The organism is uncultured Megasphaera sp., assembly GCF_900539295.1.
In the GTDB taxonomy this organism is placed as follows: domain Bacteria; phylum Bacillota; class Negativicutes; order Veillonellales; family Megasphaeraceae; genus Megasphaera.
In genome coordinates, this window is record NZ_UQBH01000011.1 from 36870 (window position 1) to 62934 (window position 26065).

General features: G+C 54.2%; 26 protein-coding genes and 1 other RNA gene. 24 read left to right on the forward strand and 3 right to left on the reverse strand.

Annotation, left to right across the window (positions count from 1 at the left end; translation table 11 throughout):
- The first annotated feature begins 128 nt into the window (after positions 1–128).
- From QZQ46_RS05230 to QZQ46_RS05260, 7 genes are all read left to right on the forward strand, one after another.
- Complete coding sequence (locus QZQ46_RS05230) at positions 129–1880, forward strand: B12-binding domain-containing radical SAM protein (protein WP_296827514.1); 1752 nt, start codon at positions 129–131, stop codon at positions 1878–1880.
- The gene (locus QZQ46_RS05235) at positions 1877–2827 is read left to right on the forward strand and encodes a TIGR01212 family radical SAM protein (protein ID WP_296827517.1); all 951 of its coding nucleotides are present in this window, start codon (positions 1877–1879) and stop codon (positions 2825–2827) included. The genes QZQ46_RS05230 and QZQ46_RS05235 overlap by 4 nt, the downstream gene beginning before the upstream one ends.
- A gap of 71 nt (positions 2828–2898) precedes the next feature.
- On the forward strand, positions 2899–3801 hold the full coding sequence (locus QZQ46_RS05240; RefSeq protein WP_296827572.1) for a PhoH family protein: 903 nt from the start codon (positions 2899–2901) through the stop codon (positions 3799–3801).
- A gap of 47 nt (positions 3802–3848) precedes the next feature.
- The gene (gene ybeY, locus QZQ46_RS05245) at positions 3849–4322 is read left to right on the forward strand and encodes an rRNA maturation RNase YbeY (protein ID WP_296827519.1); all 474 of its coding nucleotides are present in this window, start codon (positions 3849–3851) and stop codon (positions 4320–4322) included.
- An 18-nt stretch (positions 4323–4340) separates the two neighbouring features.
- Entirely contained in the window at positions 4341–5234 is an 894-nt protein-coding gene (era, locus tag QZQ46_RS05250) for a GTPase Era (protein WP_296827521.1), read from the forward strand.
- A 12-nt stretch (positions 5235–5246) separates the two neighbouring features.
- On the forward strand, positions 5247–6596 hold the full coding sequence (locus QZQ46_RS05255; protein ID WP_296827522.1) for a hemolysin family protein: 1350 nt from the start codon (positions 5247–5249) through the stop codon (positions 6594–6596).
- Positions 6586–7344, forward strand: a complete 759-nt coding sequence (locus QZQ46_RS05260) for a DNA repair protein RecO (protein WP_296827575.1) — start codon at positions 6586–6588, stop codon at positions 7342–7344. Before QZQ46_RS05255 ends, QZQ46_RS05260 begins: the two co-directional genes overlap by 11 nt.
- Before the next feature lie 192 nt (positions 7345–7536).
- On the opposite strand, the gene QZQ46_RS05265 is transcribed toward QZQ46_RS05260, so the two are convergent.
- The gene (locus QZQ46_RS05265; protein WP_296827524.1) at positions 7537–8034 is read right to left on the reverse strand and encodes a hypothetical protein; all 498 of its coding nucleotides are present in this window, start codon (positions 8032–8034) and stop codon (positions 7537–7539) included.
- 190 nt (positions 8035–8224) lie between these two features.
- Between QZQ46_RS05265 and QZQ46_RS05270 the strand changes: the two genes are divergently transcribed.
- On the forward strand, positions 8225–9574 hold the full coding sequence (locus QZQ46_RS05270) for an MATE family efflux transporter (RefSeq protein ID WP_296827578.1): 1350 nt from the start codon (positions 8225–8227) through the stop codon (positions 9572–9574).
- 64 nt (positions 9575–9638) lie between these two features.
- Here QZQ46_RS05270 and QZQ46_RS05275 read toward each other — a convergent pair whose 3' ends face one another.
- Entirely contained in the window at positions 9639–9971 is a 333-nt protein-coding gene (locus tag QZQ46_RS05275) for a helix-turn-helix domain-containing protein (protein WP_044503483.1), read from the reverse strand.
- A 135-nt stretch (positions 9972–10106) separates the two neighbouring features.
- Here QZQ46_RS05275 and trxA point away from each other — a divergent pair, with 135 nt between their 5' ends.
- On the forward strand, positions 10107–10424 hold the full coding sequence (trxA, locus tag QZQ46_RS05280; protein ID WP_296827526.1) for a thioredoxin: 318 nt from the start codon (positions 10107–10109) through the stop codon (positions 10422–10424).
- Between the two features lie 24 nt (positions 10425–10448).
- Positions 10449–11378, forward strand: coding sequence for a thioredoxin-disulfide reductase (trxB, locus tag QZQ46_RS05285; RefSeq protein WP_296827528.1), 930 nt, complete (start codon positions 10449–10451; stop codon positions 11376–11378).
- Positions 11379–11507: 129 nt separating this feature from the next.
- Here trxB and QZQ46_RS05290 read toward each other — a convergent pair whose 3' ends face one another.
- Positions 11508–13070, reverse strand: coding sequence for a nitrite/sulfite reductase (locus QZQ46_RS05290; RefSeq protein WP_296827531.1), 1563 nt, complete (start codon positions 13068–13070; stop codon positions 11508–11510).
- A gap of 168 nt (positions 13071–13238) precedes the next feature.
- Here QZQ46_RS05290 and QZQ46_RS05295 point away from each other — a divergent pair, with 168 nt between their 5' ends.
- From QZQ46_RS05295 to QZQ46_RS05360, 14 genes are all read left to right on the forward strand, one after another.
- Complete coding sequence (locus QZQ46_RS05295; RefSeq protein ID WP_296827533.1) at positions 13239–14714, forward strand: HAMP domain-containing sensor histidine kinase; 1476 nt, start codon at positions 13239–13241, stop codon at positions 14712–14714.
- 1 nt (position 14715) lies between these two features.
- Positions 14716–15402 (forward strand): response regulator transcription factor, encoded by a 687-nt coding sequence (locus QZQ46_RS05300; RefSeq protein WP_296827536.1) that lies wholly within the window; start codon positions 14716–14718, stop codon positions 15400–15402.
- Positions 15403–15516: 114 nt separating this feature from the next.
- A complete protein-coding gene (locus QZQ46_RS05305) occupies positions 15517–17058 on the forward strand; it encodes a glycosyltransferase family 39 protein (protein WP_296827538.1) in 1542 nt (513 codons plus the stop codon).
- Between the two features lie 82 nt (positions 17059–17140).
- Positions 17141–17470 carry a hypothetical protein gene (locus tag QZQ46_RS05310; protein WP_296827541.1) on the forward strand — a complete coding sequence of 110 codons (330 nt, stop codon included), beginning with the start codon at positions 17141–17143 and terminating at the stop codon, positions 17468–17470.
- 128 nt (positions 17471–17598) lie between these two features.
- Positions 17599–18288 carry a class I SAM-dependent methyltransferase gene (locus QZQ46_RS05315; RefSeq protein WP_296827543.1) on the forward strand — a complete coding sequence of 230 codons (690 nt, stop codon included), beginning with the start codon at positions 17599–17601 and terminating at the stop codon, positions 18286–18288.
- Positions 18273–19394, forward strand: a complete 1122-nt coding sequence (locus tag QZQ46_RS05320) for a Nif3-like dinuclear metal center hexameric protein (RefSeq protein ID WP_296827545.1) — start codon at positions 18273–18275, stop codon at positions 19392–19394. The genes QZQ46_RS05315 and QZQ46_RS05320 overlap by 16 nt, the downstream gene beginning before the upstream one ends.
- Positions 19395–19438: 44 nt before the next feature.
- Positions 19439–20083, forward strand: a complete 645-nt coding sequence (thiE, locus tag QZQ46_RS05325; protein WP_296827547.1) for a thiamine phosphate synthase — start codon at positions 19439–19441, stop codon at positions 20081–20083.
- A gap of 64 nt (positions 20084–20147) precedes the next feature.
- Positions 20148–20494, forward strand: an RNA gene (gene rnpB / locus QZQ46_RS05330) — RNase P RNA component class A.
- Positions 20495–20661: 167 nt separating this feature from the next.
- The gene (locus QZQ46_RS05335; protein WP_296827549.1) at positions 20662–21888 is read left to right on the forward strand and encodes an aspartate kinase; all 1227 of its coding nucleotides are present in this window, start codon (positions 20662–20664) and stop codon (positions 21886–21888) included.
- A gap of 8 nt (positions 21889–21896) precedes the next feature.
- Positions 21897–22196: a hypothetical protein gene (locus QZQ46_RS05340; RefSeq protein ID WP_296827551.1), complete on the forward strand. Its 300-nt coding sequence runs from the start codon at positions 21897–21899 to the stop codon at positions 22194–22196.
- A gap of 52 nt (positions 22197–22248) precedes the next feature.
- Complete coding sequence (gene acpS / locus QZQ46_RS05345; RefSeq protein WP_296827554.1) at positions 22249–22611, forward strand: holo-ACP synthase; 363 nt, start codon at positions 22249–22251, stop codon at positions 22609–22611.
- 39 nt (positions 22612–22650) lie between these two features.
- Positions 22651–24303, forward strand: coding sequence for an NAD(P)H-hydrate dehydratase (locus QZQ46_RS05350; RefSeq protein WP_296827556.1), 1653 nt, complete (start codon positions 22651–22653; stop codon positions 24301–24303).
- A gap of 1 nt (position 24304) precedes the next feature.
- Positions 24305–25228, forward strand: a complete 924-nt coding sequence (locus QZQ46_RS05355; RefSeq protein ID WP_296827559.1) for a ComEC/Rec2 family competence protein — start codon at positions 24305–24307, stop codon at positions 25226–25228.
- Complete coding sequence (locus QZQ46_RS05360; protein ID WP_296827561.1) at positions 25225–25449, forward strand: DUF3006 domain-containing protein; 225 nt, start codon at positions 25225–25227, stop codon at positions 25447–25449. The genes QZQ46_RS05355 and QZQ46_RS05360 overlap by 4 nt, the downstream gene beginning before the upstream one ends.
- Positions 25450–26065 lie beyond the last annotated feature (616 nt).

Consider the following 26065-nt stretch of genomic DNA (forward strand, 5'->3'; position numbering starts at 1 on the left):
CTACCTCATCTTATCATAAAACGACAGCGGCGAAAAGGCTGGCCCGCCGGGGGCAGCGAAAAAAACATGACAGAACGGCGTCCTTGCGGTATACTTAATATATTATCAAGATTGAAGGAAGGTTTTTGATGAAAACGCTGCTCACCATTTTGAATGCGAAATTTATTCAGTCATCCCTGGCCCTGCGTTGTCTGACGACGGCCTGTGCCCACCGGGGCGTCGCCGTCGATCGGGCTGAATATACGATCAATCAAAATCCCTATGACATCCTGCGTCACATAGCAGCCTTTAAAGCCGACGTCATCGGCTTTTCCTGTTATATCTGGAACATTGAAATGACCTGCCATATCATTACCTTAGTGAAAGATGTCTTCCCGAATACCAAGGTCTTCGTCGGCGGTCCGGAAGTCTCCTATACGGCCCGTCAGGTCCTGATGGATTGTCCGGATATCGACTACGTCCTTCAAGGCGAAGGGGAAGTCATGGTGCCGGACTTCTTGACGGCCCTGGAAAAGGGGGAAGACGGTACGGCCGTTCCCGGCGTCCTCGGCCGCGTCGACGGGGAAATCAAGGGCGACGAAACGTTTCAGGAGATCGACGACCTCGACAGCCTGCCCTTTCCTTATGAAAACCAGGACTTTCGCGAGCTCGACCACCGCATCATGTACTATGAAAGTTCCCGGGGCTGCCCCTTTCACTGCCAGTACTGCCTGTCCGGCATGAACGACCGGGTCCGCTTCCGTTCGGTACCTTTGGTCTTACAGGAACTTCAAACCTTCGTCGACGCCGGCGTGTCCCAGGTAAAATTCGTCGACCGGACCTTTAACTGCAGCCCGAGCCACCATCGCCCTTTGGTGGAATACATGATAGGTGTCGAAAGAAAGGTCAATTTTCATTTGGAAATTGAACCGGCCGTCTTGACCGACGACGACATCGACTTATTGGCCAAGGCCCCGAAGGGACGCATTCAATTGGAAATGGGGATACAGACGACGTATGAGCCGACCTTGAAAGCCATCCGCCGTCACAACGACTGGCCGCGGATCACGCACATCATGGAGCGCCTCGTCGCCCTCGATACGATGCACCTTCACCTCGACCTCATCGTCGGCCTGCCTTATGAAGACTATGCCCATCTTCGCCAATCCTTCAACGACATCTATGCCCTAAAGCCCCATAAACTGCAGATCGGCTTTTTAAAGCTCCTCAAGGGGTCGGGCATTCGCCGGGACTATCCCGATGATTACCGCTACGACCCGAAAGGCCCTTACGAAGTCCTGGCCACGACCTGGCTGCCGTATGAAAAAGTGGCCTATTTAAAGGTCTTTGAAGACGTCTTTGAACGGACCTATAATTCGGGGAAATTCACCCGCCTTCTGTCCTGGCTGGGGCGGCAGTACGGGCCGGATTACATGAAACTCTATGAAGTCTTGACAGATGAGTGGCTTGTCCTTCATAATGACCAAAAGGCCTTGTCTGACGATACCCTGTGCCGTTTCCTCGGCCACTGCATTGACGACGTCCTGTCCCTTACGGACGAAGAGCGGGCTCTGGCAAAAGAACTCTTGGCCTTTGACATGCTGACCTTTTTCCGCTTCCGCCTCCATCCGGACTTCCTCGGCTGGCAGCCGGCAGAACGCAGTGAGACCGACCATATCTTCCGCCGTGAGTCCTGGCTTCAGCAGTATATCCCGGGCTATCACTTTACCAACTGGCGCGACATCAAGATGCGATACTATATCTGGCCTGTCAGTCAGGCCATGAAGGCCGAACTGGGCCGCCTGGGGAACGTTCCCGACGGACCGGCCTACGTCATTGCCGAGAAGAAGAAAGAACGGGCTGACTGGTTCGTCATCCCGGCTAAAGGAGAGAATTCGTGAACGAACGCTACCGTGTCTATTCGACCTATTTAAAAGAAACATACGGAGAAAAAGTATATAAGCTGCCCATCAGCATACCCGATACCTGTCCCAATCGAGACGGTACCCTCGGCGTCCGGGGCTGCGCCTTCTGCGGCTCCATCGGCGCCGGCTATGAAAACCTGCCGGCCTCAGTCACCATTGAACAGCAGATCGAGCAGAACATGGCTCACATCAAGCCGAAATACAAGGCCAATAAATTCATCGCTTACTTTCAGAATTTTACCAATACCTACTTACCGCCCGACCGATTCCGGGAATTCCTGACGGCAGCCTGCCGGCCCGACATCGTAGGCCTTGCCATTGCCACCCGGCCGGACTGCCTTAACGAAACCTACCTCGACATCATGGCCGACGTCAAAGAACGGTACGGCGTCGACATCCTCGTCGAGCTGGGCCTGCAGACGGCGAACTACAAGACCCTGACCAAAATCAACCGCGGCCACACGACGGCAGAATACGTCGACGCCATGATGATGCTGCGGGATTACCCCTTCCGGGTCTGCACCCACGTCATCCTGGATCTCCCTTGGGATACGATGGAAGATACGGTCGAAACGGCCAAGCTCGTGTCGGCTGCCGGTACGGATGAAGTCAAGCTCCACGCCCTGTACATCATAAAGAACACGGCCATGGCCGAATGGTACGCCAAGGGCGAAATCAGCCTGGTGACCTGCGAAGAATACGTCCGCCGCGTCGTGGCCTTCCTCGAATACAGCCGGCCGGACATCGTCTTCCAGCGCCTCATCGGCAGGGCCCCGAAAGAAGCGACGGATTTTGCCAATTGGGGCATGGGCTGGTGGCGCATCCGCGATATGATCGACGAAGAACTGGAACGCCGTGACACCCGTCAAGGGGCCTTATGCGATTATTTGCACGGCAAAGCTGTCCGTAAGTTCATGAAATAAAGGAGAAGCATATTTTGGTAGAAAAGAAACTGCAATTTTCCGATTTGCGTGAAGCCCGGGCCGTCCTGGGCATGAAAGATGAATTCCTCAAGACGCTGCAGCGTGAATTTCCGGACTGCCGCATTGCCGTCCGCGGCGATACGGCCATGATCGTCGGCAGTGAGCAAGAGGTCAATCAGGTACTGGAAGTCTTCGGCGCCCTGCGCTACCTGTTCCGGGAAAACACGTACCTTACGACGCAGCACGTCCGCTACTCGGCAGGCCTCATCAAAGCCGGCCGGGGCGAAGAGCTGCACGGCCTCTATGAAGATACGGTCGGCATATCGGCCCGCCACCGCCTCATCAAACCCAAGACCTTGGGCCAAAAACGCTACGTCGACTCTATCCGAAAGAACCTCGTCACCTTCGGCATCGGCCCGGCGGGAACGGGGAAAACCTATCTGGCCGTGGCTTTGGCAGCTTTTTACTTAAAGAATCGTGAAGTCGAACGCATTATCCTGACCCGCCCGGCCGTCGAAGCCGGTGAAAAACTGGGCTTTCTCCCCGGGGACCTGCAGGAAAAAATCGATCCCTACCTGCGCCCGCTGTACGATGCCCTGGCCGATATGTTCGGCTATGACCAGTTCCAAAAGCTGATCGACCGCAACATCATCGAAGTGGCGCCGCTGGCCTATATGCGCGGCCGGACTTTGGAAGAATCGTTCATCATCCTCGACGAAGCCCAAAATACGACGCGGGAACAGATGAAGATGTTCCTCACCCGTATGGGCAACCATTCGCGGGTCGTCGTCAACGGCGATGCCACCCAGATCGACCTCGTCGACCGCCGCATGTCGGGCCTTACGGAAGCCGAAAAAATCCTCGACGGCGTCAAAGGCGTCGGCATGGTCCACTTCAGCGACGAAGACGTCGTCCGTCATGACATGGTAGGCCGCATTATCAGAGCGTATGAAAATTATTATAAAGATAAATGATCTGCCCGTAAGGACAGGGGGACACTGTATCAAAGGGGGTACCAATCGTGCATATCAACATCAACTATGAAGATCCTTCATTCGAACAGGAAGACTATGAAAAAGTCATCGAACGGGTCTGTGAAGAAGCGGCCTTAGTCTACGGCCTCGGACCGAACGCCGAAATCAGCATTCTCTTATGTCATAACGACTACATCCACGCCTTGAATAAACAGTACCGCAATATCGACCGGCCGACGGACGTCCTGTCCTTTGCCTTAAACGAAGGCGAAGACGACGGCTACGAAGGTCCGGACACGGCCCTTTTGGGAGACATCATCATTTCTCTCGAAAAAGTACAGGAACAGGCCGACGAATACGGCCATTCCTTTGAACGGGAACTGGCCTATCTCACCATCCACGGCATGCTGCACATCTTAGGCTACGACCACATGGAACCGGAAGACAAGGCCGAAATGCGCAAAGAAGAAGAATTCATCTTACAGCGTCTCGATTATGTCCGTCAAGGCGAAGAATTATAAGGAGGAAATTCTATCGTTATGGAATCGTTTAAATCAGGATTCGTCGCCGTCGTCGGCCGCCCCAACGTCGGCAAGTCGACCCTAATTAACCGTATTATCAAGCATAAAGTATCCATCGTCTCCGACAAGGCCCAGACGACGCGCAACCGCATCCTCTGCATCCATACGGACGATGCCTGCCAGATCGTCTTCCTCGATACGCCGGGGATCCATAAGCCCAAGCATAAACTGGGGGAATTCATGGATGAAGCGGCGTACCAGTCCCTGCGCGATATCGATGCCGTCCTGTTCCTCATTTCGGGCAATGAAAAGAAGGGGCCCGGCGACTTATTCGTCCTGGAAAAGATAAAGGATACGGGCGTTCCCGTCTTCCTCATCATCAATAAAGTCGACCTCATGAGCAAAGAAGAGATTTTAGGCAAGATTGCCGAATATGCTGAACTCTATCCCTTTGCCCAGGTCATTCCCATTTCGGCTCTCAACGGGGACAACGTCGACGCCGTCGTCGAAGAACTGCGCAAGATTTTGCCGGAAGGACCGAAATACTTCCCCGATGACATGATTACCGACCAGCCCGAACGGCTGCTGGTTGCGGAAATCGTCCGGGAAAAACTGTTCCGCTGCACCCGCGACGAAGTACCTCACGCCATCGCCGTCTTTACGGAAGAAATGAAGGACCGGGGCAACCATAAGGTCTACATCCGGGTCACGGTATACGTCGAACGGGATTCGCAAAAGCGCATCGTCATCGGCAAGAACGGGGCTGTCCTGAAAGAAATCGGCAACCTGGCCCGTCAGGAAATCGAAAACCTCCTCGGTTCTTCGGTCTACCTCGACGTCTGGGTCAAGGTCAAGCGGGACTGGCGCAACAAAGCGGCAGCCCTCAGTGAATTCGGCTATAAAAACGAGTAGGGGGCCGGTCAGATGGAAGCACAACTAATCGTCCAATGTTTTCTTGTTTTTCTTATCTGCCTGATCATCAGTGCCGTCTGCGTTACGGGGAAATTCGCCTTTGCCCAGCTGCGGCGGGAATACCTGGAAGAACTCATCCGCGACGGCGACGTGTCCTTAAAACCGCTGCTGTCGCTGTACGATAAGCCCATCATCTTTCTGGGCACGGCTCAGCTCGGCATGGCCTTGTCGGGCCTCATTGCCGGCGCTGCCGGGTTCTGCATCCTCTACAGCCTCTACGGTCTCCTCGAGCCCTATATTAGCCATACCTGGCTGTTGTGGCTCATCGACATCGTCGTGGCCGTCATCCTCTGCTTCATCCTCTGGGTCTTCGGCGAACTGATTCCGAAATCCATCGGCCTTCAGTGTCCGGAAAAGAGCCTCCGTGCCGTCCACCGTCTCATCCATCCCTGGAGTCATCCCCTGATGCCCTTCATCATTCTCGGCAACGGGCTGGGACGGTTGATCCTGGCCGACCGCGACCTGGACGTCACCAATGAAATCGACATGGCTCATTCGGAAGATGAAATCCGCATGCTCATTACGGCCAGCCATAAAGAAGGGAAGATCGACCAGGTCGAAAGCGAACTCATCGGCAACGTCTTTGACTTCGCCGACCTCTTGGCCAAAGAAATCATGGTTCCCCGTCAGGATATCGTCTGCCTTTATACGGAAGAGACGATGCACCAGCATCTGCAGACCATCCGTCAGTCGCGGCACACGCGCTATCCCTTGTGTGAAGACGACAAGGACCATATCCTGGGCCTGGTCCACATCAAGGACATCATGGATCTCTACATCCATAAGCGCAGCAATCTCAATCTCATCAAGCGGCCTATCCTGACCATTCCGGAAATCATGCCGGCCTCGAAGCTGCTCCAGCTCATGCGCATGCGCCGGACCTATTTGGCTATGGTCGTCGATGAATACGGCAGTACCGTCGGCCTCATCGGCTTAGAAGACATCTTAGAAGAATTGGTCGGTGCCATTCAGAATGAGCACACCCATGAAAAAGAAGAAATCCAGCCCCTGCCCGATGGAGCTTATGAATTTGCCGGGACGGTCCTCCTCGACGACGTCGAAGAGCTGCTGCATATTCCCGTCGAAGAGGACGTCGATACCGATACGATCGGCGGCTACATCTTCAACGCCTTAGGCCATACGCCGCTCATCCACGATGAGGTCACTATCGGCAACTACCGCTTTGAAGTCCTTGAAATGCAGCGTTTCCGCATCGTCCGCCTCAAGGCCGTGCCCCTCGTCGTGCCGCCTGAAGAAGAGGCTGACCAGGGAGACGCCGACGGTGAAAGCCATGGGGAATAGCCGTTCCTATGGCCAAAAGCCGTCGCGGTCCTATGAAGGCCTCATCCTGGCTGTAAAAAAGACCAGTGCCAAGCAGCTGGTCCTGACCGTTTTGACGCGCCAGGAAGGACTGCTTCACGTCCTGGCCCGGCGCAGCACCCAGGGCAAGATGGGCTACGGTTCCTTGTCGCCCTTAGCAGAGATTTCCTTCGACGTCTTTGAAAAGGACGGCGTATACACCTTGAGCGAATACGACTGCCGTGCCAATCGGCGCCTTCGTGACCTCACTTGGGACGGCTACGTCTATTCCCAGATCTTCGTCGAAATGGTCCTCTTCCTCACGGCGAGCGGTGAAAAGGATGACGAATTGTACCGCCTGGTCCTGCTTTACGGGCGGGCCATCGAAGTAAAAGACGTCCGCATCGTCACGGTCATCGCCGGCTGGCAGCTCCTGGCCCTGACGGGTTTTCTTCCCGAAACGGGCGAGGCCCGCATCTTTTACCGCGGCCGGGGCTACTGTGACCAGCCCGTCTACTACATCGACTACCAAGACAGGGACGATATGGCCGAACTGGCCTTGACGCCGGCTGTGCGCCAAACGTGGCAGACTCTCATCGGCTACCCTTGGGGAACCGACGAAAAGATAAACCTGCGCAGCGGCGACCTGCACTTTTTAGAAGCCCTGCTCTATAACTACGTCAACCAGTGCAGCGAGCGGCAAATGAAGACGCCGGAGCTGTTAAAAACAGGCCTGCCGCCACAACCGTAAAGAGCCCGAAAGAACGTCTTTCGGACTCTTTTTTTGCATCTGCAGTAACGGTTCGAGGTGTCGTATACGTCCGGATCCTTTCTTCGACGTATGACAGCCGAGTATAAAAACGTATCATTTCCGTAAACAGGATCGAAGAAAAGATCAGGGTCATTCAGCGCAGACGCTCGGGGGCGGCCTTTCGCCGGAGTTTTATGCTTTGGCTGCTTTTTCATCGGCCTCGTCATTATATCTCCAGTGTTCGAGCTCATCGTGCAGGCTTTCTATGACGGCCTGCCGGGCCATATCGGCATAGACTAATTGGGTGTGCGTTTCTTTTTTCCAAATGGACGATGAGGGGCTCTCTCCGCCCGTGATGTGCGTGGCCAGGAATTTCTTTAAGCGGTCGATGAACCACGCGGGCAGCCGTTTGTGGTACTTTCGGTAGCGAATGAAGATTTGGATGCGGTCGGGCATGATGCGGAAGCCTTCGACGACGGCGATTTTATTAGATTCCTTCATCAAGTCGATGGCCTTGATTACGGCTACGCCCGATTGGGACGGCTGCCAGACGAGGTGATCCCGGTCGTTCAGGATTTTTCCGAAAGGGGCTTCTGTATCGCTGCTGTATAAGGTAATCAGCTGTCCCCGGGGCACTGTCGAAAAGGGCGGCAGCCAGGAGGGAATCGGTGAGAATGCTTTTAGGGTCATAGAGATACCTCCCTGCATAGAGTGGTGATGGGCTGTCATGCTTCCATTGTACGCGTCCATTCTGAGGAGACGGTAAGTGCAGGCGGGACTGTGATTAAAAATGAATTAAATCTTGTTTTTTGCAGGCAAGATGGTATAATAAGTAGTATTTCACCTTTGGTTCTGTGTACTGAAAAGAGAGGATGATTTGATGGTTCGCAGTATGACTTCCGGCAATCCAATTGGCCTGATCTTAGCCTTTACGGTGCCCTTGCTGATCGGCAACGTCTTCCAGCAATTTTATAATATTGCCGACATCATCATCGTCGGCCGGACGATTGGTGTCAATGCCTTAGCGGCTGTCGGTGCCGTCGCGCCTGTATATATGTCTGTCTTTGGGGTGACCATCGGCCTGTCTGCCGGTTTTTCGGTCATCGTCGGCCAGCGCTTCGGCGCCAAGGATATGGACGGCCTGCGCCGGTCGGTAGCGACGTCGACCATGCTGGCCTTTGCCATTACCCTCATGGTTACGGCCGGCGTAAGTCTGGCCATGCCCTTGATCCTGAGGGTCATGAACATTTCCGGTGTCCTCTATGACGATGCCTACCATTATATGATTATCATCGTCCTGGGCTTAGCGGCCATGATGGCTTACAACCTCCTGTCCAGTATCTGCCGGGCCTTGGGGGACAGTCGGACGCCCCTTTATTTCCTCATCGTATCGTCCCTTTTGAACATCGCCCTGGCCCTGTTGTTCATCGTCGTCTTCGGCTGGGGTGTGCCGGGATCGGCCATCGCCCTGGTCATCGCTCAAGGCGTATCGGCCGTCATGTGCTTTGCCTTTATGAGAAAGCGCTTTCCCATGCTGCGCCTGACCCGTGACGACTGGAAGTTTGACTGGGCCTTTGCCTGGCAGCACCTGCGCCTGGGCCTTCCCATGGCGGTCCAGTTCCTCATCATTTCCATGGGGATCTTGATCCTCCAGTCGGTCTGCAATACCTTCGGGCCGGAAACGATTGCCGGCTTCGTCTCGGCGACGAAGATCGAACAGCTGGCCCTCCAGCCCATGATTTCTTTCGGCATCGCCATGGCCGTCTATTCGGCGCAGAACTACGGTGCCGGAAAGTACGGGCGCATCCGACAGGGCGTTCGCCAATGCTCCCTGGTCTCCTTAGCCTTCTGTGCGGCCGCAGCCGTTGCCATGTATTTCTTCGGCCGCAACGTCATCGCCTTGTTCACGACCGTTCACGATGAACTCCTCATGGAACAGGCCCTGTTGTACTTAAAGATGTCCGTTCCTTTCTACATCTTTTTAGGCCAAATCTTTGTCTATCGCAATGCCCTGCAGGGGATGGGCATTTCCAGCGTTCCCCTCATCAGCAGCTTGCTGGAACTCGGCGGCCGCAGCGTATCGGCCTTAGTCCTGGCTGCCATGTGGGGCTATTTCGGCATCTGCTGCGCCAGCCCGATCTGCTGGGTCATGGCGGCCTTGTTTACGGGCGGTTCCTACTATTGGGTCATGCACTCCATGAAGAATAAGGAGCGCTGCGTCATGGGCTAGCCGAATCATTCCTTAGGCAAAAAAAAATCCCGTTTCCTAAAGAGGAGGCGGGATTCTTTTTGTATCAGAGATGTTTTTCACCCCAGTGCTTCAATTCCAGCAGGATGGGAATCATGGAGTGAGCCTTTTCGGTCAGGGAGTATTCGACGCGGACCGGCATTTCGCGGTACTGTTTGCGCTCGATGAGGCCGTCTTCCTCCATTTCTTTTAAGGATTGGGCCAGCATCGTATTGGTAATGCCGTAGACGGCGCGGCGCAGTTCGCCGTAGCGCATGACCCCCTTGTCGTCGATGACGCAGAGCAAGAGGATTTTCCACTTGCCGCCGATGATATTTAAGACCTTTTTCAGTCCGCAGCCTTGACCGGCAATATTTTCACAGATCGATTCGTGATTCATGGTATTCATTCCTTCCGTAGTCCGTTTTTTCGTACTACCTCCAAAAAAACTTCGTACTTGATAAGTTTTACATACCATGTATAATATACGTATCAAAAGAAAAAATCAAGTCATTACAGAAAGGTGGTCTTCCTCATGGAATACAAATTCACAGCTGCTAATTTTCAGCAAGAAGTCTTAGAAAGCAAAGAACCGGTCATGATCGACTTTTATGCCGACTGGTGCGGCCCGTGCCAGATGATGGGTCCTGTCGTCGCTAACTTTGCCGAAGAATATGCCGGTAAAGTAAAGATCGGCAAGGTCAACACCGATGCAGAACCGCAGTTGGCTAAAGATTACCAGGTCATGAGCATTCCGAACTTCGTCTTCATCAAAGACGGCAAGGTCGTCGACCAGGCCATCGGTGCCGTATCGGCTGACGCCTTGAAGGAAAAGCTCGACGCACTGCTTTAATTTCCGATGAAAGAAGGGAACGCCATGATATATGATGTAGTAATCCTCGGCGCCGGCCCGGCCGGTCTTTCGGCAGCCATCTATGCCGGCCGAAACAATCAGTCGGTCCTGCTCATCGAAAAGGGACAGGACGGCGGACAGATTTCGCTGACGGCGGATATCGAAAACTATCCCGGTCAGATGCTGGAAGGGGAGAGCGGTATGTCCCTTTCCATGCGCATGGCTCAGCAGGCCAAGAACTTCGGCGTAACGCGAGTCCTCGATTCGATCGTCGAAGCTAAACTGTCCGGCGACGTCAAGGAACTGGTCGGAACGTCCGATACTTACCGCGGCCGCACGGTCATCATCGCCTCCGGTGCTAACCATCGTCCCCTGGGAATCCCCAGTGAGGCAGCGATGGTCGGTCATGGCATTTCCTATTGTGCTACCTGTGACGCCGGATTTTTCCGCGGCCTCGACGTCTACGTCGCCGGCGGCGGTGACAGTGCCGTTCAGGAAGCCATCTTCCTGACCCGCTTTGCCCGTAAGGTCACCGTCGTCCATCGCCGCGATACGCTTCGCGCCGTACCGGCCTTGCAGGAACAGGCCTTTTCCAATGAGAAGCTGTCCTTCATCTGGGATTCCGTCATCGACGATGTCGGCGGCGACGGTAAACTGCAGTGGATTTCGGTCCGCAATGTAAAGACCGGTGAGACGACGAAAATAGAAGCAACCGCAGAAGACGGCTTCATGGGCCTCTTTGTCTTCCTCGGCATCGTACCCTCGACGGACATGTTTGCCGATGTCCTGACCTTGAAAGACGGCTACATCGTGACCGATGAAGAGATGCACACCAACATTCCCGGCGTCTTTGCCGCCGGTGATATTCGCTATAAATCGCTGCGTCAAGTCGTTACGGCGGCTGCCGACGGCGCCATCGCTGCCATGGCAGCTTACCATTACTTGAATCACTAAGATACGACAGGCACGTTGACTAAATACGGTCGGCGTGCCTTTTTTGCGCTTTGCAGCAAAAAAAAACGCCCTGCAGTCATAAGAGATGCAGGGCGTTTCAGGTGAAGGAACTCTTTCCGGGAGCCTTCTTTATTCGAAGGAGTTGATCAAAGCCAGAAGTTCTTCTTGATGGGCAGGATACCATTCATCATAAGGCTGGTCAGCTTTGAGGAGGGTTTCGTTTAAGGCCAGGAAGAAAGCCGGAAGGTTTTTCGAGGTGATCGTACCGACTTGTTCGCCGACGACGCCTTTTCCGAGTGCATAACTGCCGCCGACATAGATGTTGAAGGCCGGTTCCATGGCGTCGTTTACTTTTTTGGCAGCACCGCGCAGTCCGAGGGCAGCCGTTTGTTGGACGGCACAGTTCGACGGACAGCCCGAGAAGTGGCATTTCGGCAGGAAATGGCTGTCGACGCCGCGGTCCTTCAAGGTCTTGACGATTTCGGCGAGCATGCCGTGGGAGTCGCGCAGGCCTTGCTGGCAGACGGTGGCGCCGATGCAGCTGACCGAGTGTTCAAAGGCCGTCGTCGCCGTGTCGTCTGCCGTGAGGGCGGCAACTTTCCGGGCTTCGTCAGCCGTAAGGTTGATGATATACGCCGTTTCATCGGCATTGAGGCGGATTTCGGCGCCTTCCATGGTCAACAGCAGGCCTAAGAGGTCTTTGAAGACCGATAACTTCGGCGTGCCGCCTAAGGGCTTGTATTCGACGTGGTACAGGCCTTCCTGCTTCTGCTTGCGGATGCGGGGATCGGCGAGGATCGTATCGTCGGCGCCGCTCTTGGCAAGAGGCTGTTCTTCTTCGATGGAGAAGTCGGGGATGCCTTCTTCACGGGCTTTGGCGACGGCGTCGCGGACGGCCTTGCGGAAGGCGTCTTCGCCGAGCTGTTCGAGGATGAACCGCGACCGGTTCTTGGCCCGGTGTTCATAGTCGCCGTACTTCATGTAGACGTCGCGGCCGTAGCCTAAGATGTAGTAGGGGATGTCCATGGGATCGATGCCTTCGTCGATGAGGATGCCGAAGCGCGAGCCGTTGACGCCGAATCCGCCGCCGGCATAGACGTCAAAGGTGTGGTCCGGACGAGCGACGAAGCCCAGGTCCTTGAAGGTGGCATGGCCTTCGTTGTCGCGGCCGCTGGAGAAGCTGATTTTATACTTCCGCGGCAGTTTAAAGACGGGAATGAGGTTGATGACGAAGTTGGCGGCGGCCTTAATGTACGGCGTCATGTTGAAGTATTCGCCGGGAGCGATACCGTGGAGCGGGCTGGCCGTGATGTTGCGCGGGTTGTCGCCGCCGGCGCCGATGCAGTAGATGCCGTGGTCGAAACAGTCCTGATAGAGGCTGAGGACGGCTTCCTGGCCGAGGTGATGGATCTGCAGGGCTTCACCGGTCGTGAAGTGGACGAGGTCCGTGTCGTATTTGTCGAGGGCGTCCTTCAGAAAGGCGATGTGCTTTTGGTCGATGGCACCGCCGGAAAAGCGAAGGCGCAGCATGCTGCTGTCAGCGCCTCGTTCGCCGTAGCTGCCGAATTTGCCGGAAATGCCTTTATATTTTCCGGGCGGCAGTTCCTTGGCATAAAAAGCCTTGGTCGCTTCGACGAATTGGGGGAAGCGGCTGCGTATTTCTTCCTTGGTTTCTGCTGTAATCTGAGTCATGTTAGTACCACCCCTTATAAAACAATAGATTTTTGTCTTATTATAACAGACTTTACAGGTCGGGGCAAAAATATATTTGTCAGAAAAATTGCATTTTCTTTCAAATTTGTTTAACCTATACGTATAAGATAAGCATGAAAGAATCTTGAGTGAAATCAGGTGAGGGATATGCAGTTACGCGATTGGCCGCTGCGCAAACGGCTTTTATTTTCTAACTTTATCATGATATTTATTCCCGTCTTATTTACGGGACTGGTCAGCATCGTCATCCTCTTGGGCCTTCAATTCGGCAACATCAACCGGACCGGCATCATTTCCTTTATTTGGCCTGAAAGCGGGCAAAACATGTCGATCCAGTTTGAACTGAGCCGCCTTCGCGTCCGCGCTGACCGCTACGACGGCAATGTGGCGCCGTTGCTGCTGGTAGCCGATCACTTGGAGAATCAGGGCCTCAATGTGTCTATTTGGAAGGACGGACAAGATCTCTACGATACGGCCGGCATCGACAAGGCTTACCTTCGCCGGCAGGTGACGGATGGGGAAGCCCGTGGGCACGCCAGTTTTTCCTGGACCGGCCAGGGCTTGCGCTTTTACTACGTCTCACCCCATACGGACGTCCATTTGGCCGTTTCCGGTGCCGTGCCCTTGTACCCCGAGTCGGAATTCATCGATTTATCTTCCAAAGAAATCTTGAAACTGGCCTTCTACGTCCTGGCCGTCTTGGCTATTTTGTTGACCGTTGCCGTCGGCATCGCTTTATCGCGTTGGATGGCCCGCCAGATTGTCGAGCCCGTCGAACGGCTGCGGGACATGGCCGATGCTATCAGTCAGGGTGATTTGGACCATCCCGTGCCGATCGTATCCCGCGATGAAATCGGTGATACCTGTCGGTCTTTTGAACAGATGCGGCTCCAGCTCCGCTCAGCTCGGGACACGCGGGAAAAATACGATCAGAACCGCAAGGAACTCTTGGCCGGCATTTCTCACGACTTGTCGACGCCTCTGACCAAAATTGAAGGCTACGCCAGCGGTATCTTGGACGGCATTGCCAATACGCCGGAAAAGCGGCACCATTACTTGACTATGATCCAGGATACGTCGCGCCATATGGCGGAATTGGTACAGACCCTGTTCCTCTTTTCAAAGCTCGATTTGGGACAGATTCCCTTCCACTGGGAACAAGTCGACGTCAAGGCTTATGTGGCCGATTATGTCGGTGAACAGGGGCCCCTTTATGAACAGCAGGGCCTTGCCGTCCGTTTTACCTCATCTCTCGATGAGGCCGTCGTCCGCTTGGATCGAATCCAGTTCCAGCGGGTTCTTGAAAACATCCTCGGCAACAGCTTGAAATATAAGGATCCGGATAGGGGAGAGGTCGCCGTGTCCCTCGAGGCTGACGGTGATACGGACTATCTCCTGACCTTTGCCGACAACGGCCGCGGCGTCGATGACGGCGATTTGACCAATATCTTTGAAAGTTTTTATCGTACCGATAAGGCCCGCAGCAACGTCGCTAAGGGCAGCGGCCTGGGCCTGTCTGTGGTGCAGCAGATCGTCCTTGCCATGGGCGGCGCCATTTGGGCCCGTCGTACCGAGCCCAAGGGACTGACCATCTGCATTCGATTACCGAAAGGGGAGGCATAAGATGAAACGTATTTTAATCATTGAAGACGACAAGGGTATTGCCGAATTGGAGCGGGACTACCTGGAAGCCAACGGTTTTGCCGTCGACATGGCGTTTGACGGCGATACGGGGGAGAAGAAGGCCCTTCAGGAAGCCTATGACTTCATCATCCTCGACATCATGCTGCCCGGCCGCGACGGCTTTCAGATCTGCCGCACCATCCGCGAAGCCAAGGATATTCCCATCATCCTCGTATCGGCCCGGCAGGAAGACATCGACAAGATTCGCGGTCTCGGCCTCGGTGCCGACGATTACATCGTAAAGCCCTTCAGCCCCAACGAACTCGTGGCCCGCGTCAAGGCCCACCTGGCCCGGTATGAGCAATTGACGTCCCGCGAAGTCCATCACCATGCCCTCTGTTTTGACGGCCTTGAAATCGACGAAAGCGGTCACCGCGTCTTTGTCAAAGGCCAGGAAGTGAGCCTGCCCAATAAGGAATTTGAACTCTTGTTGTTCTTTGCCAAGAATCCGGGCATCGTCTTTAGCAAGGAGACCCTTTTTGACCGCGTCTGGGGCAGTGAAGCCCTGGGGGAAACGGCGACGGTCTCGGTCCACGTCAACCGCATTCGCGAAAAGATCGAAGAAGACACGGCCAAACCCCGCTATATCGAAACGGTCTGGGGGGCCGGCTACCGCTTCCACGGATAAGCCGCTTTTTTTTATACATCATTCCTGATTTATTGTCAGTCTGTTAAATCTTTGTTTAACTTTCCACCCTATACTGTAGCCATCATCACAGAGGTATAGAAAGGAAAGGATATCATGGAGACTTATCAGACGAAACATGAAACGCCGGGGATGATTCGCTTCGTCCAACGGCTTTGGCAAAGAGCCTTGTCACAACCGGCCGTCGTCCTGGCTGTCATGACGACCATCCTTTGTTTTGCAGCCAATTACTTGCTGGTCATTACCGACCCTGTCGAATCGAATTACGCTTTGACGGCCAAGGAAATGCTGGCTTCTGGCGACTATTTTTCGCCCCGCATTTTTGGCAATTATTGGTATGATAAACCGATTTTCTTCTATTGGGAGCTCATCGCTGCCTTTAAATTATTTGGCATCAGCAACTTTGCCGCCCGTTTCTTCCCAGCCCTCTTCGGCGTTGCCGGCATCCTCTTGGCCTATGCCTTTGCAGCCCGGCTCTATGACAAGAAAACGGGATTTTTCACGGGCCTCATCTTGCTGACGACGGTCGAATATTTCTACCTGTCCAAGGCGGTCATCACCGATATGACCCTGTTCGTCTTTTATTCGGCCTGCCTCATGGCCTTTTATATTGCCTACAGTGAAAAACGGCCGGCCTTCTATTATGCAGCCTACGCCTTTGCCGGCCTGGCCGTCCTGACCAAAGGCCCCATCGGCCTCTTGCAGCCGGGACTCATTATCCTGGTGTTCCTCTTATGGCGCCGCGACCTAAAAGCCTTGCTGCACATTAAAATGATTTCCGGCCTGCTTCTCTTTTTGGCCATCACAGCCATTTGGTATGTCCCCATGTACCTCATGCACGGCAGCAATTTTATCAGCCAGTTCATCGGCGTCCACAACGTCCTGCGGGCGACTGTATCGGAACATCCGCGATACGACGTTTGGTACTACTACAGTGCCATCTTCTTAGTCGGCTTCATCCCCTGGGTATTCACGCTGCCCCTGGCTTGGCGCGACTACGGCCTGACCCGGAAAATGGCAGCCCTTTGGAAGGAAAAGAAAGTGCATCTTCCAGCCCTTTCCATGAAGACCCAGTTCCTCATCGTCTGGGCGGTCACGATCTTCGTTACTTATCAGCTCATGGCGACGAAGTACATGACCTATACCTTCCCGTATATGATTCCCATTGCCATCGGCTTTGCTTCGTATTTAAAGAAGTATGACCGCTTGGTCGTCAATATGGCCGGCATCGTCCTGGCCCTTTACGTGGCCGTGACCTACTTGGTCATCATCCCTCAGTGCCAGCAGGCTTCGGCCTACGGCGTCTCCCAAGTCGTCCGTACCATGGCCGACGATCAGACGACGGTCGTCATGTACGGCGGCCGCTATTCCGTATCCCAGACCTATTATTCCGGCCACCCGGCCTATCGCCTGGTCCAAGGTGATCGAATCAGTCAGCTCCTGCCCGGAGATATCAGCTGGAATGCGAAAAATGTCATGCCTTTCATGGCTATCGAAGACCTGCCCGATCACGACAAGGTCCTGGCCCTGGTCAATGACCGCGATGAAGCCCACTTCCTGCAGGAAGTTCCCGGCAAGTGGAAATGGGTCACGCAAAAGGGGATTTGGACTGTTTACCAAAAAGAAAGCGATTTGTAGTCCCCCTGGAATGGCCTTGTGACTGAATTGTAACGGCCGGCGCGTATACTATAGTCAATCTTAAATGAAGGGGTTGATTATTATGAAAAAGTTTCAGAATATAATGCGCATGGCCTTAGTCCTGGTGATTACGGTGGCAACCTTCAGCGGCGCTGCCCTGACGGCCCAGGCTGCAGAACCGAGACCGTATAATCAGCAGTGGGAACATCAGGATAATGATCGTCATCGTGACAACCACAACGACAAGAAAGATAAGAACGATAAGAACCACAAGAAATATAAGAACGACTGGAAAGAAAAAGAAAAACCCAGCAAATCGAATCCTAAAAAAGATGTCGACCAGGCTAACCGTAAAGCCAATATCGCCATCGGCGTCGCTGCCATTGCAACGATCGTCGCCTTGTCGAAATAAGCTTGATTCTAAGACTGTCCCTTTGGGGCAGTCTTTTTTGTGCCCGGAACCTTTGGGGGCCGTCCTTGTCAAGGGACGGTCCGATGGGTATAATAAAATAGTATATAACGATAAAGGATGTGTTTGTTATGCAATTGACGCCGCGCCTCGAGGCTGCCGTGTCTCTGATTCCCAAGGGGACAGTCATCGCCGACATCGGGACCGACCATGCCTATATTCCGGTCCATACCTGTGAAACGGGGTGGTGCCCGTCGGCCATTGCCGCCGATATCGTACCGGGACCGTTGGCAGCGGCCAAGGCCCACGTCGCAGGAGCGGGCCTTGCGGACCGCATCGACTGCCGTCTCGGCGACGGCTTGACCTGCGTTGCCGCCGGTGAAGCCGACGGGGCCGTCATCTGCGGCATGGGGGGATCCCTGATGATCAAGATCCTTCAACAGTCCTATGACGTCTGGCAGTCCTTGAAGTTTGTCGTCGTCCAGCCCCAAAGCGATGCCGGAGTGCTGCGCCGTTATCTCTACGACCAGGGCTGGCACATCGAGGACGAGCGGTTGGTCATCGACGACGGCCGCCTCTACGAAATGCTGCGGGCGGTGCCGGGAAGGGCGGAAGCCTTGCCGGACTGGCAGTATGAAGTGGGGCCCGTCAATTGGCAGCGCCGCGACGGGCTCCTCGTCCGCAAAATCGAGATCCTCATGGAGACTAAAGGTCGGATTTTAGCGGGCCTCCGGAAGAGCCGCCGCGACCTGCACGTTCAAATTGAAGAACTAGAAAAGGAATTGTCCTTTTGGAGGGAAATGAAGTGTCAGTTACAGTAGGAGAAATTGTAAAGGTATTGAATACATGGGCGCCTTTGGAGCTGAAAGAATCGTGGGATAATCCGGGACTGCTCATTGGAAATCCGGCTGAAAAAGTCGACAAAGTGCTGGTGACCCTGGATGTCATGATGGAGACCGTCGACTACGCCATTGAACAAGGCGTCACCATGATCGTCAGCCACCATCCGGTCATCTTCGACGGCCTTAAATCGCTGCGCACCGATACCTATGACGGGGCCATGTACCAAAAGCTCCTGGCCCACCACATCGCCGTCTACAGTGGCCATACCAACCTCGACAGTGCCGACGGCGGCGTCAATGATGTCCTGGCCAATTTACTGGGCCTTACGGATATCGAAGGCTTTGTTCCCGTTTCGGAAGACAAGCTCTATAAAATCGCCGTCTACGTCCCGGAAAGCCACAGCGAGGCCCTTCGCAAGGCCTTAGCCGACAGCGGCGCCGGCTATATCGGAAATTACAGCGACTGTTCCTTTACGACGAAGGGAGAAGGGCGGTTCAAAGCTCATGAAGGGGCGGATCCTTTCATCGGCAGTGTCGGAAAAGTTGAAACCGTCGCTGAAGAACGGATCGAAACCATCGTTCCTGAAAGCGGTTTGAATCAGGTCCTGCAGGCTATGATTGCGGCTCATCCCTATGAAGAACCGGCCTATGACATCTATCCCTTGAAAAATGCCGGCCATCCCTTCACCATGGGCCGTGTCGGCAATTGGCCGACGCCGGAACCGGCAGGGGAAGTCCTGAAGAAGATAAAAAATCTTCTTCATCGCGACGCCTTGTCCTATGCCGGCGATACGGACGTGACCGTTCGCCGCGTCGCCCTCCTCGGCGGCGGCGGAGCCGGCTTCATCAAGGCCGCTAAAGCTGCCGGTGCCGACCTCTATCTCACAGGGGACGTCAAATACCACGACGCTCAGGAAGCCCGGAAACAAGGCATCGTCGTCGTCGACGGCGGCCACTTCGGAACGGAATCGCCTGTCGTTGACGACCTCTGCCGGAGACTTCAGGCTGCATCGGCGGAACGGCAGTGGGGTATCGACTGCCGGCGCGATCCGACGTCGCAGGATATGATTCAGTATTTAATCTAACGGTTCCGTTAAGAGCCGATGACGATAAGGAAGGCAGATGTATTATGACTAAAGAAGAACATGTAAAACATTTATTAGAAGACCCTGTTTATGCCATCATGGGCAATGAAGAACTTTGCCTGGGCCGGAGCAATGTCGACGTCGCCAAGGGGCTGATCGCCGCCGGCGTTACCATCATCCAGTACCGGGAAAAACATAAGAAATGGCGTGCTAAATATGAAGAAGCCAAAATCATTGCCGAGCTCTGCCATGAACAGGGCGTAACCTTCATCATGAACGATTCGACGGATTTGGCCGTCGCCTGCGGTGCCGACGGCATTCACGTCGGCCAGGACGATGCCCCGGTCGAAGTCGTTCGCCAATTGGCAGGGCCGGATGTCTTTATCGGCGTTTCGACGAATACCATCGACGAAATGAAACAGGCTCAGGCCGACGGCGCCGATTACGTCGGCTTTGGTCCTATGTTCCCGACCCAATCGAAGGCCGATGCCGATGAAGTCGTCAGCGACGAAGCCAAGGCCTTTGCCTTGAAGTTCAGCCTGCCCGTCGTCACCATCGGCGGCATCAGCCTGGACAACATCCGCAGCATCTACGATGAGGGCTTCCGTTCCTTTGCCATGATTTCGGCCATCGTCGGAAAAGAAGACATGAATAAGGCCGTTGCCGACATCCGCCGTATCTTGCAGTAAAAGCAAGGACAGATCGGTCATCGTCATTGACGGCGATAGGAAAATATGATATTCTATAAGGCGTTGAGTATGAAAGGCAATCGCTAGTGCTTTGCATTAGAGGAAAGTCCGAGCTCCGCAGGGCAGGATGCCGGCTAACGGCCGGCGAAGGTGACTTTAGGGACAGTGCCACAGAAATGTGTACCGCCACGCAAGTGGTAAGGGTGGAACGGTGCGGTAAGAGCGCACCAGCGGTACAGTAATGTACCGGCTAGGTAAACCCCATCTGGAGCAAGACCGAATAGGGAAGGGATGAAGCGGCCCGCTGATCTTCCGGGTTGTGTCGCTTGAACATGCTGGCAACAGTATGTCTAGATAGATGATTGCTGCTGCGCAAGCAGTACAAAACTCGGCTTATTGATTACTCATCACTGTAGAAATACAGGGGACTGTTGCGTGATATGACAGCATGCGGCAGTCCCTTTACATTTATGGCCTTCCATGATATTATTGCAATAAGTGGATTCTCTTGGCCTTTACCATAAGAATGAATTACCACGGCAAGGAATACTTAAACAAACAAAAGCGAGGGATTTAAGTTGGCATTAATCGTTAAGAAGTTTGGCGGTAGCTCCGTGGCTACGCCGGACAAAATGCGTGCTATTGTGCAACGGGTCTTGAAGGGGAAAAAGCCTGAAGACAAAATCGTCATCGTCGTTTCTGCAATGGGGGACACGACGGATGATTTAGTAGCCTTAGCAAAGCAGATTACCTCTAAGGCTTACGGCCGTGAAATGGATATGCTCCTGACGACGGGCGAACAGGTTTCAATCGCTCTCATGGCCATGGCTTTCCAAGAAGCCGGTCAGAAAGCCGTCTCCTTTACAGGGGCTCAGGCAGGCATCAAGACCAGCGATGCTTTCAACAAGGGCCGTATCTTGGCATTGAAGCCGGCCCGCATCATGAAAGCGCTGGAACAGGATAATATCGTCGTCGTTGCCGGTTTCCAAGGCATTACCGGTCATGGCGATATCACCACCCTCGGCCGCGGCGGTTCCGATACGACAGCCGTTGCCATTGCCGGTGCTATCCACGCTGATGTTTGTGAAATTTATACCGACGTTGACGGCGTATACACGTCTGATCCCCGTGTCGTTCCCAATGCTAGAAAAATCGAACAGATCACATACGGCGAGATGCTGGAAATGGCAAAGCTCGGCGCCGGTGTCATGCAGCCCCGGGCCGTCGAAATGGGCAGCCGCTTCGGCGTTCCCATTTACGTGCGCTCGACTTTTTCGGAAGATGAAGGAACTATGATACAGGAGGATTGCTCTATGGAAGTCAAACAATATCTCATCCGCGGCGTCGCTTCGGATAAAAATGTTGCTAAAATTACCGTTCTCGGTATCCCTAATAAACCGGGGTTTGCTTACCGCGTCTTTTCTGAATTGGCAGAAAAGAACGTCGACGTCGACATGATCGTTCAGAGCGTTCGCTATGCCAACGAAGGCGTAACGGACATTACCTTTACCATTGCCCGTACGGATTTGGAAGAAGCCGAATCGGTCTTCCATGCCCTGCGCACGGAAATGCCTGTCGAAGACATCATCATCGACGATAAGATGGCCAAGGTTTCCGTCGTCGGCGCCGGTATGGCCGGTCACCCGGGCATTGCAGCCGGTATGTTCGGTGTCCTCAGCGACAACAACGTCAATATCGAAATCATTTCCACGTCGGAAATCAGTATTACCTGCCTCATTGCGGAAGACGTCGTCGATATGGCTGTCAAAGCCATTCACCAGCACTTCTTCGACGAAGAAGACTAGGGGGATTCATGTCTGTATTGGATAGCTTTATAGAAGAAATGCTGCAGTCTGAACTGCCGAAGCGGGTGACGCTGGAACGGCTCATTCACGGCCTGGAAGTCGAGAAGCCGCCGAAGTTTGCCATTCCGGCACCGAAATATACCTTTGAAACGAATCTACACGGCTTTCGGTACGATTACCAGCATCAAACTGTTACGATTTCCTATAAAGTAGCTCACGGCCTTCACGATGATATGACCGTGCCCTTTACCACCTTCCGGGTCCTGCTGGAAGGGCTGGGTGTCTGTATCCGAATGCAGAAGTGGTAGTTAAATTTGCCGCAGTTCCTGAGGGGATTGCGGCTTTTTTTTGGAGGAAATTATGCGCTGTGGGACCGATATTGTGCAAATCAGCCGCATGGACGTACTGGTGCGGCGCCGCGGCACGTCGCTGAACCGCTTTTTTACGGAGCGGGAACTGGACTACTGCCACCGTGGCGAGTTGTGGCGGACCGAGTCCCTGGCCGGGATCTTTGCGGCCAAAGAGGCCCTGTTCAAGGCCTTGGGGACGGGCTTTCGCCAGGGAAAATGGACCGACGTCGAAGTCGTTCACGATGAATTGGGGGCGCCGCAGTACCGGTTTTACGGCTACTATGCCAAGGCCGTGCGCGAAATGAGCTGCCAGCCTCCGTCCCTGTCCATCGCCCATGACGGGGACTATGCCGTGGCTTTTGTCGTCATGTAAGATTACAACTACTTAAGGATTTACGAAGGGAGCCGGGTCATGAAAAAGATAAATACAGCCGCTCAGATGCGGCAAATGGATTATGAGGCCATGCACGGCAATTACGCCATCGCACCGGCCGTGCTGATGGAAAATGCCGGCCGGGCCGTAGCCGAACGGGCAGAAAAATGGATTGAAGGTTGGGACGGAAGGGACGTCGTTCTCTTTTGCGGCAAGGGCAACAACGGCGGCGATGGTTTCGTCATCGCCCGCTATATCTTAGCCGCCGGGGCCAGGGCCTACGTCTACATCTTGGGCGAGGAGGGCGACTACAGTGACGAAGCCCGTCAGCACCTCCATACTTTGAAGGAATTGGCCGACGATGAAACGTGCCTTCTCCTGCCGCCGCCGGTCAGCGAAGAAGATTGGTATCTCCTGCGAAAAAGACTTCATGCCTCGTCCATCGTCATCGATGCCATGGTCGGCACGGGATTTCACGGCAGCCTGCGCCAGCCCGTGGCAGCCATCGTCGCGGAAGTCAACGCCGCTGCCGCTGCCGGAGCAGTGACGGTCATTGCCGTCGACATGCCGACCGGCGTCAACAGCGATACGGGCGTCGTCAGCCATGGTGACGATGAAGAAGACGGGCCCCTCTTTGCCGACATGACCGTCACCTTCGGCGTCTTGAAGCGCGGTCTGGCCCTCTATCCGGGACGGGCCTGCGCCGGCCATATCGAAGTCGATTCCATCGGCATGCCCGGGCCGCTCCTCCACGGCGTCGATAACGATGCCGTCTATTTACTGCAGCAGTCGGACATCGCCGAAATCGTCGTGCCCCGCAGTCCCGACAGCCACAAGGGGAGTCACGGGACGATTGCCGTCGTCACCGGCAGCAGCCAAATGGCCGGTGCCGCCCTCATGGCTGCCCACGGCGCCGTCCGCAGCGGTGCCGGCAAGGTCTTTCTCCGCGTACCCGGCAAAGTAGGGCCGTACTGCATCGGCGTCCAGCCGGAAGTCATGGTCAAAAGCGTCGGCACCGGCGACTGCTTTACGGCAGACGATGCCGACGCCATCATCGAAGAAAGCGGCAGCTGGTCGGTCCTGGCCATGGGGCCCGGTATGGGCAAGGATGACCGGACGCGGGAATTCTTGAAGCGCGTCTTAGCCGGAACGACGTGCCCCGTCGTCCTCGATGCCGACGCCCTGAACCTCTTGGCCGGTGAAAAAGACTTCGTGGCCGCCATGGGATATCGAATCATCGTGACGCCCCACTTGGCAGAATTTTCCCGCCTCAGCGGATTTCCCATGGCCGAGATCAAAGAAGACCTCATCGGAAGGGCAAGGGCCTTTGCCGCCGACTGGAAGGTGAACCTGGTCCTCAAAGGGGCGCCGACCCTCATCGTGTCGGCCAAGACGGGCAACGTCTACGTCAATCCGACGGGCAATGCCGGCATGGCCTGCGGCGGTATGGGCGATATCCTGACCGGCATGATCGCCTCTATGACGGCCCACCAGGGCATGAGCGACCTTTGCAGTGCCGCCTGTGCCGGCGTCTATCTCCACGGCGCGGCCGGCGACGCCTGCCGAAAAGACCGGGGCCCCTATGGCTTTACGCCCATGGAAACGGCCGATGCCCTGCCGGGCGTCCTGGCCGATCTCGAAGGAAATCTGGCGCTGCCCATTTTGCAGCAGCCCTTAATTGGAGGCAAGTAAGTTGAAGAAACGAAGAATTTTATTATTTCCCTTAACCCTGTTGTTGACCTTTATGCTCATCCTGGCCGGCTGCGCCAACAGCGTCACGTCCATGGCCTCGTCCGGCGCCAGTGCCGTTCAGTCCCTGACCGACTCCGATAAAGACCTGCGCGTGTCGATCTTGAACGTCGGCCAGGCCGATGCGGCCCTCATCCAGTATAAGGGCAAGAACATGCTCATCGACACGGGCGACGTCGACAGCCGCGATTCGCTGGTTCAGCAGCTTAAGGCCCGCAGCGTCAAGGACATCGACGCCATCATCATCACCCATCCCCACGGCGACCACATGGGCGGTATGGCAGCCCTGTTCAAAGCCTTTAACATCAAACAGATCTACGATAACGGCCAGATTGCCAACACGGCCATGTACCGCAATTATTTAAAGAACATCAAGGCTAAGAAGATCCCTTACAAGGTATTGAAGAAAGGGGACACCCTGACCCTCGGCGATGACGTCACCTTTACGGTCCTCTCGCCGGGCACGATTTTTACCAAGGAGAATACGACCGGCGTGTCAGAAAGCGGCTTGACCAACGATAACTCCATCGTCGGCAAGCTGACCTACGGCAAGTTCTCCATGCTGTTCACCGGCGATGCCCAGAAAGAAGTGGAACAGCAGCTTCTCAAAGAGGACATCAAGGCCGACATCCTAAAAGTCGGCCACCACGGCAGCAAGACGTCGTCGTCCGATGCCTTCGTGAAGGCCGTAGCCCCCAAGGCGGCGACCATTTCCTGCGGCGTCAATAACTCCTATAAATTTCCGCATGAACCGACCTTGAAGACCCTTCAGAAATACCATGTCGACGTCTATCGGACGGACCGCAACGGCGTCATTACCATCAAGACCGACGGTTCGTCGTACAGCATTGAAAAGGAGCATGAATGATGAAAAAAGAACTCATCGGAAGCATCGACCGCATTACGGAACAGACAGCTTACATCATCTTGAATGACGATGAACATGAACTCCAGTTTCCCGTCGAACTCCTGCCCGAAGGGGCCGATGAAGGCATGGCCTTTACCCTGACCATCGAGCGCAATGAAGCGGAAGAACAGAAGTTAGCCGAAGACATCGCCGCCCTTCGCAAGAGCCTGGAAGAAGGCTGATGAAGACGAAGTACCCTTTGATAAGCGAGACAGCCTATCAAAGGGTACTCTTTTTTTATGGGGTTGATTTTCTGAAAAGACGGATAATTCAGCCTTTGAAGACCGGGTATTCTCTTTGCTTAAAACTAAATGAAATCACAGAAATGAAATGTATTCCCAAAACGAAAGGAGGTTTGATGAATATTGCATAGAATGTATAAATAAACACTTTATGAAATAATATGTAAAATGATTCGGTTGTAAATCGTAAAATGGTCGTAAATTAACAAATAAAAATGGCTTAATAAAGCCAATGTTTAAAAATAAGGAAATTTTTCACGAGGGACTTTGCTTTGACAGGGTAAAAACTAAAATGTATAATAATTACAGTGAGTGTGGTGTGAATGCAGGCAGCACTCGCCAGACAGAGCAGACAAACGATATGATTCAAGGCAGTAAAAGAGAGGAAACTAGGACAACTCGCCAATGAACCCTTGAAGAATAACGTTTCGACACTCGCCCGTAACGGTGTAAGTCTTACAGAAACTTATTTTATCGAAAAGGGGTTATTACTCATGAAAACCAAAGTATTAGCAGCTCTCGTAGCAACTATGGCCGTTGGCGCAACTTGTGCTTT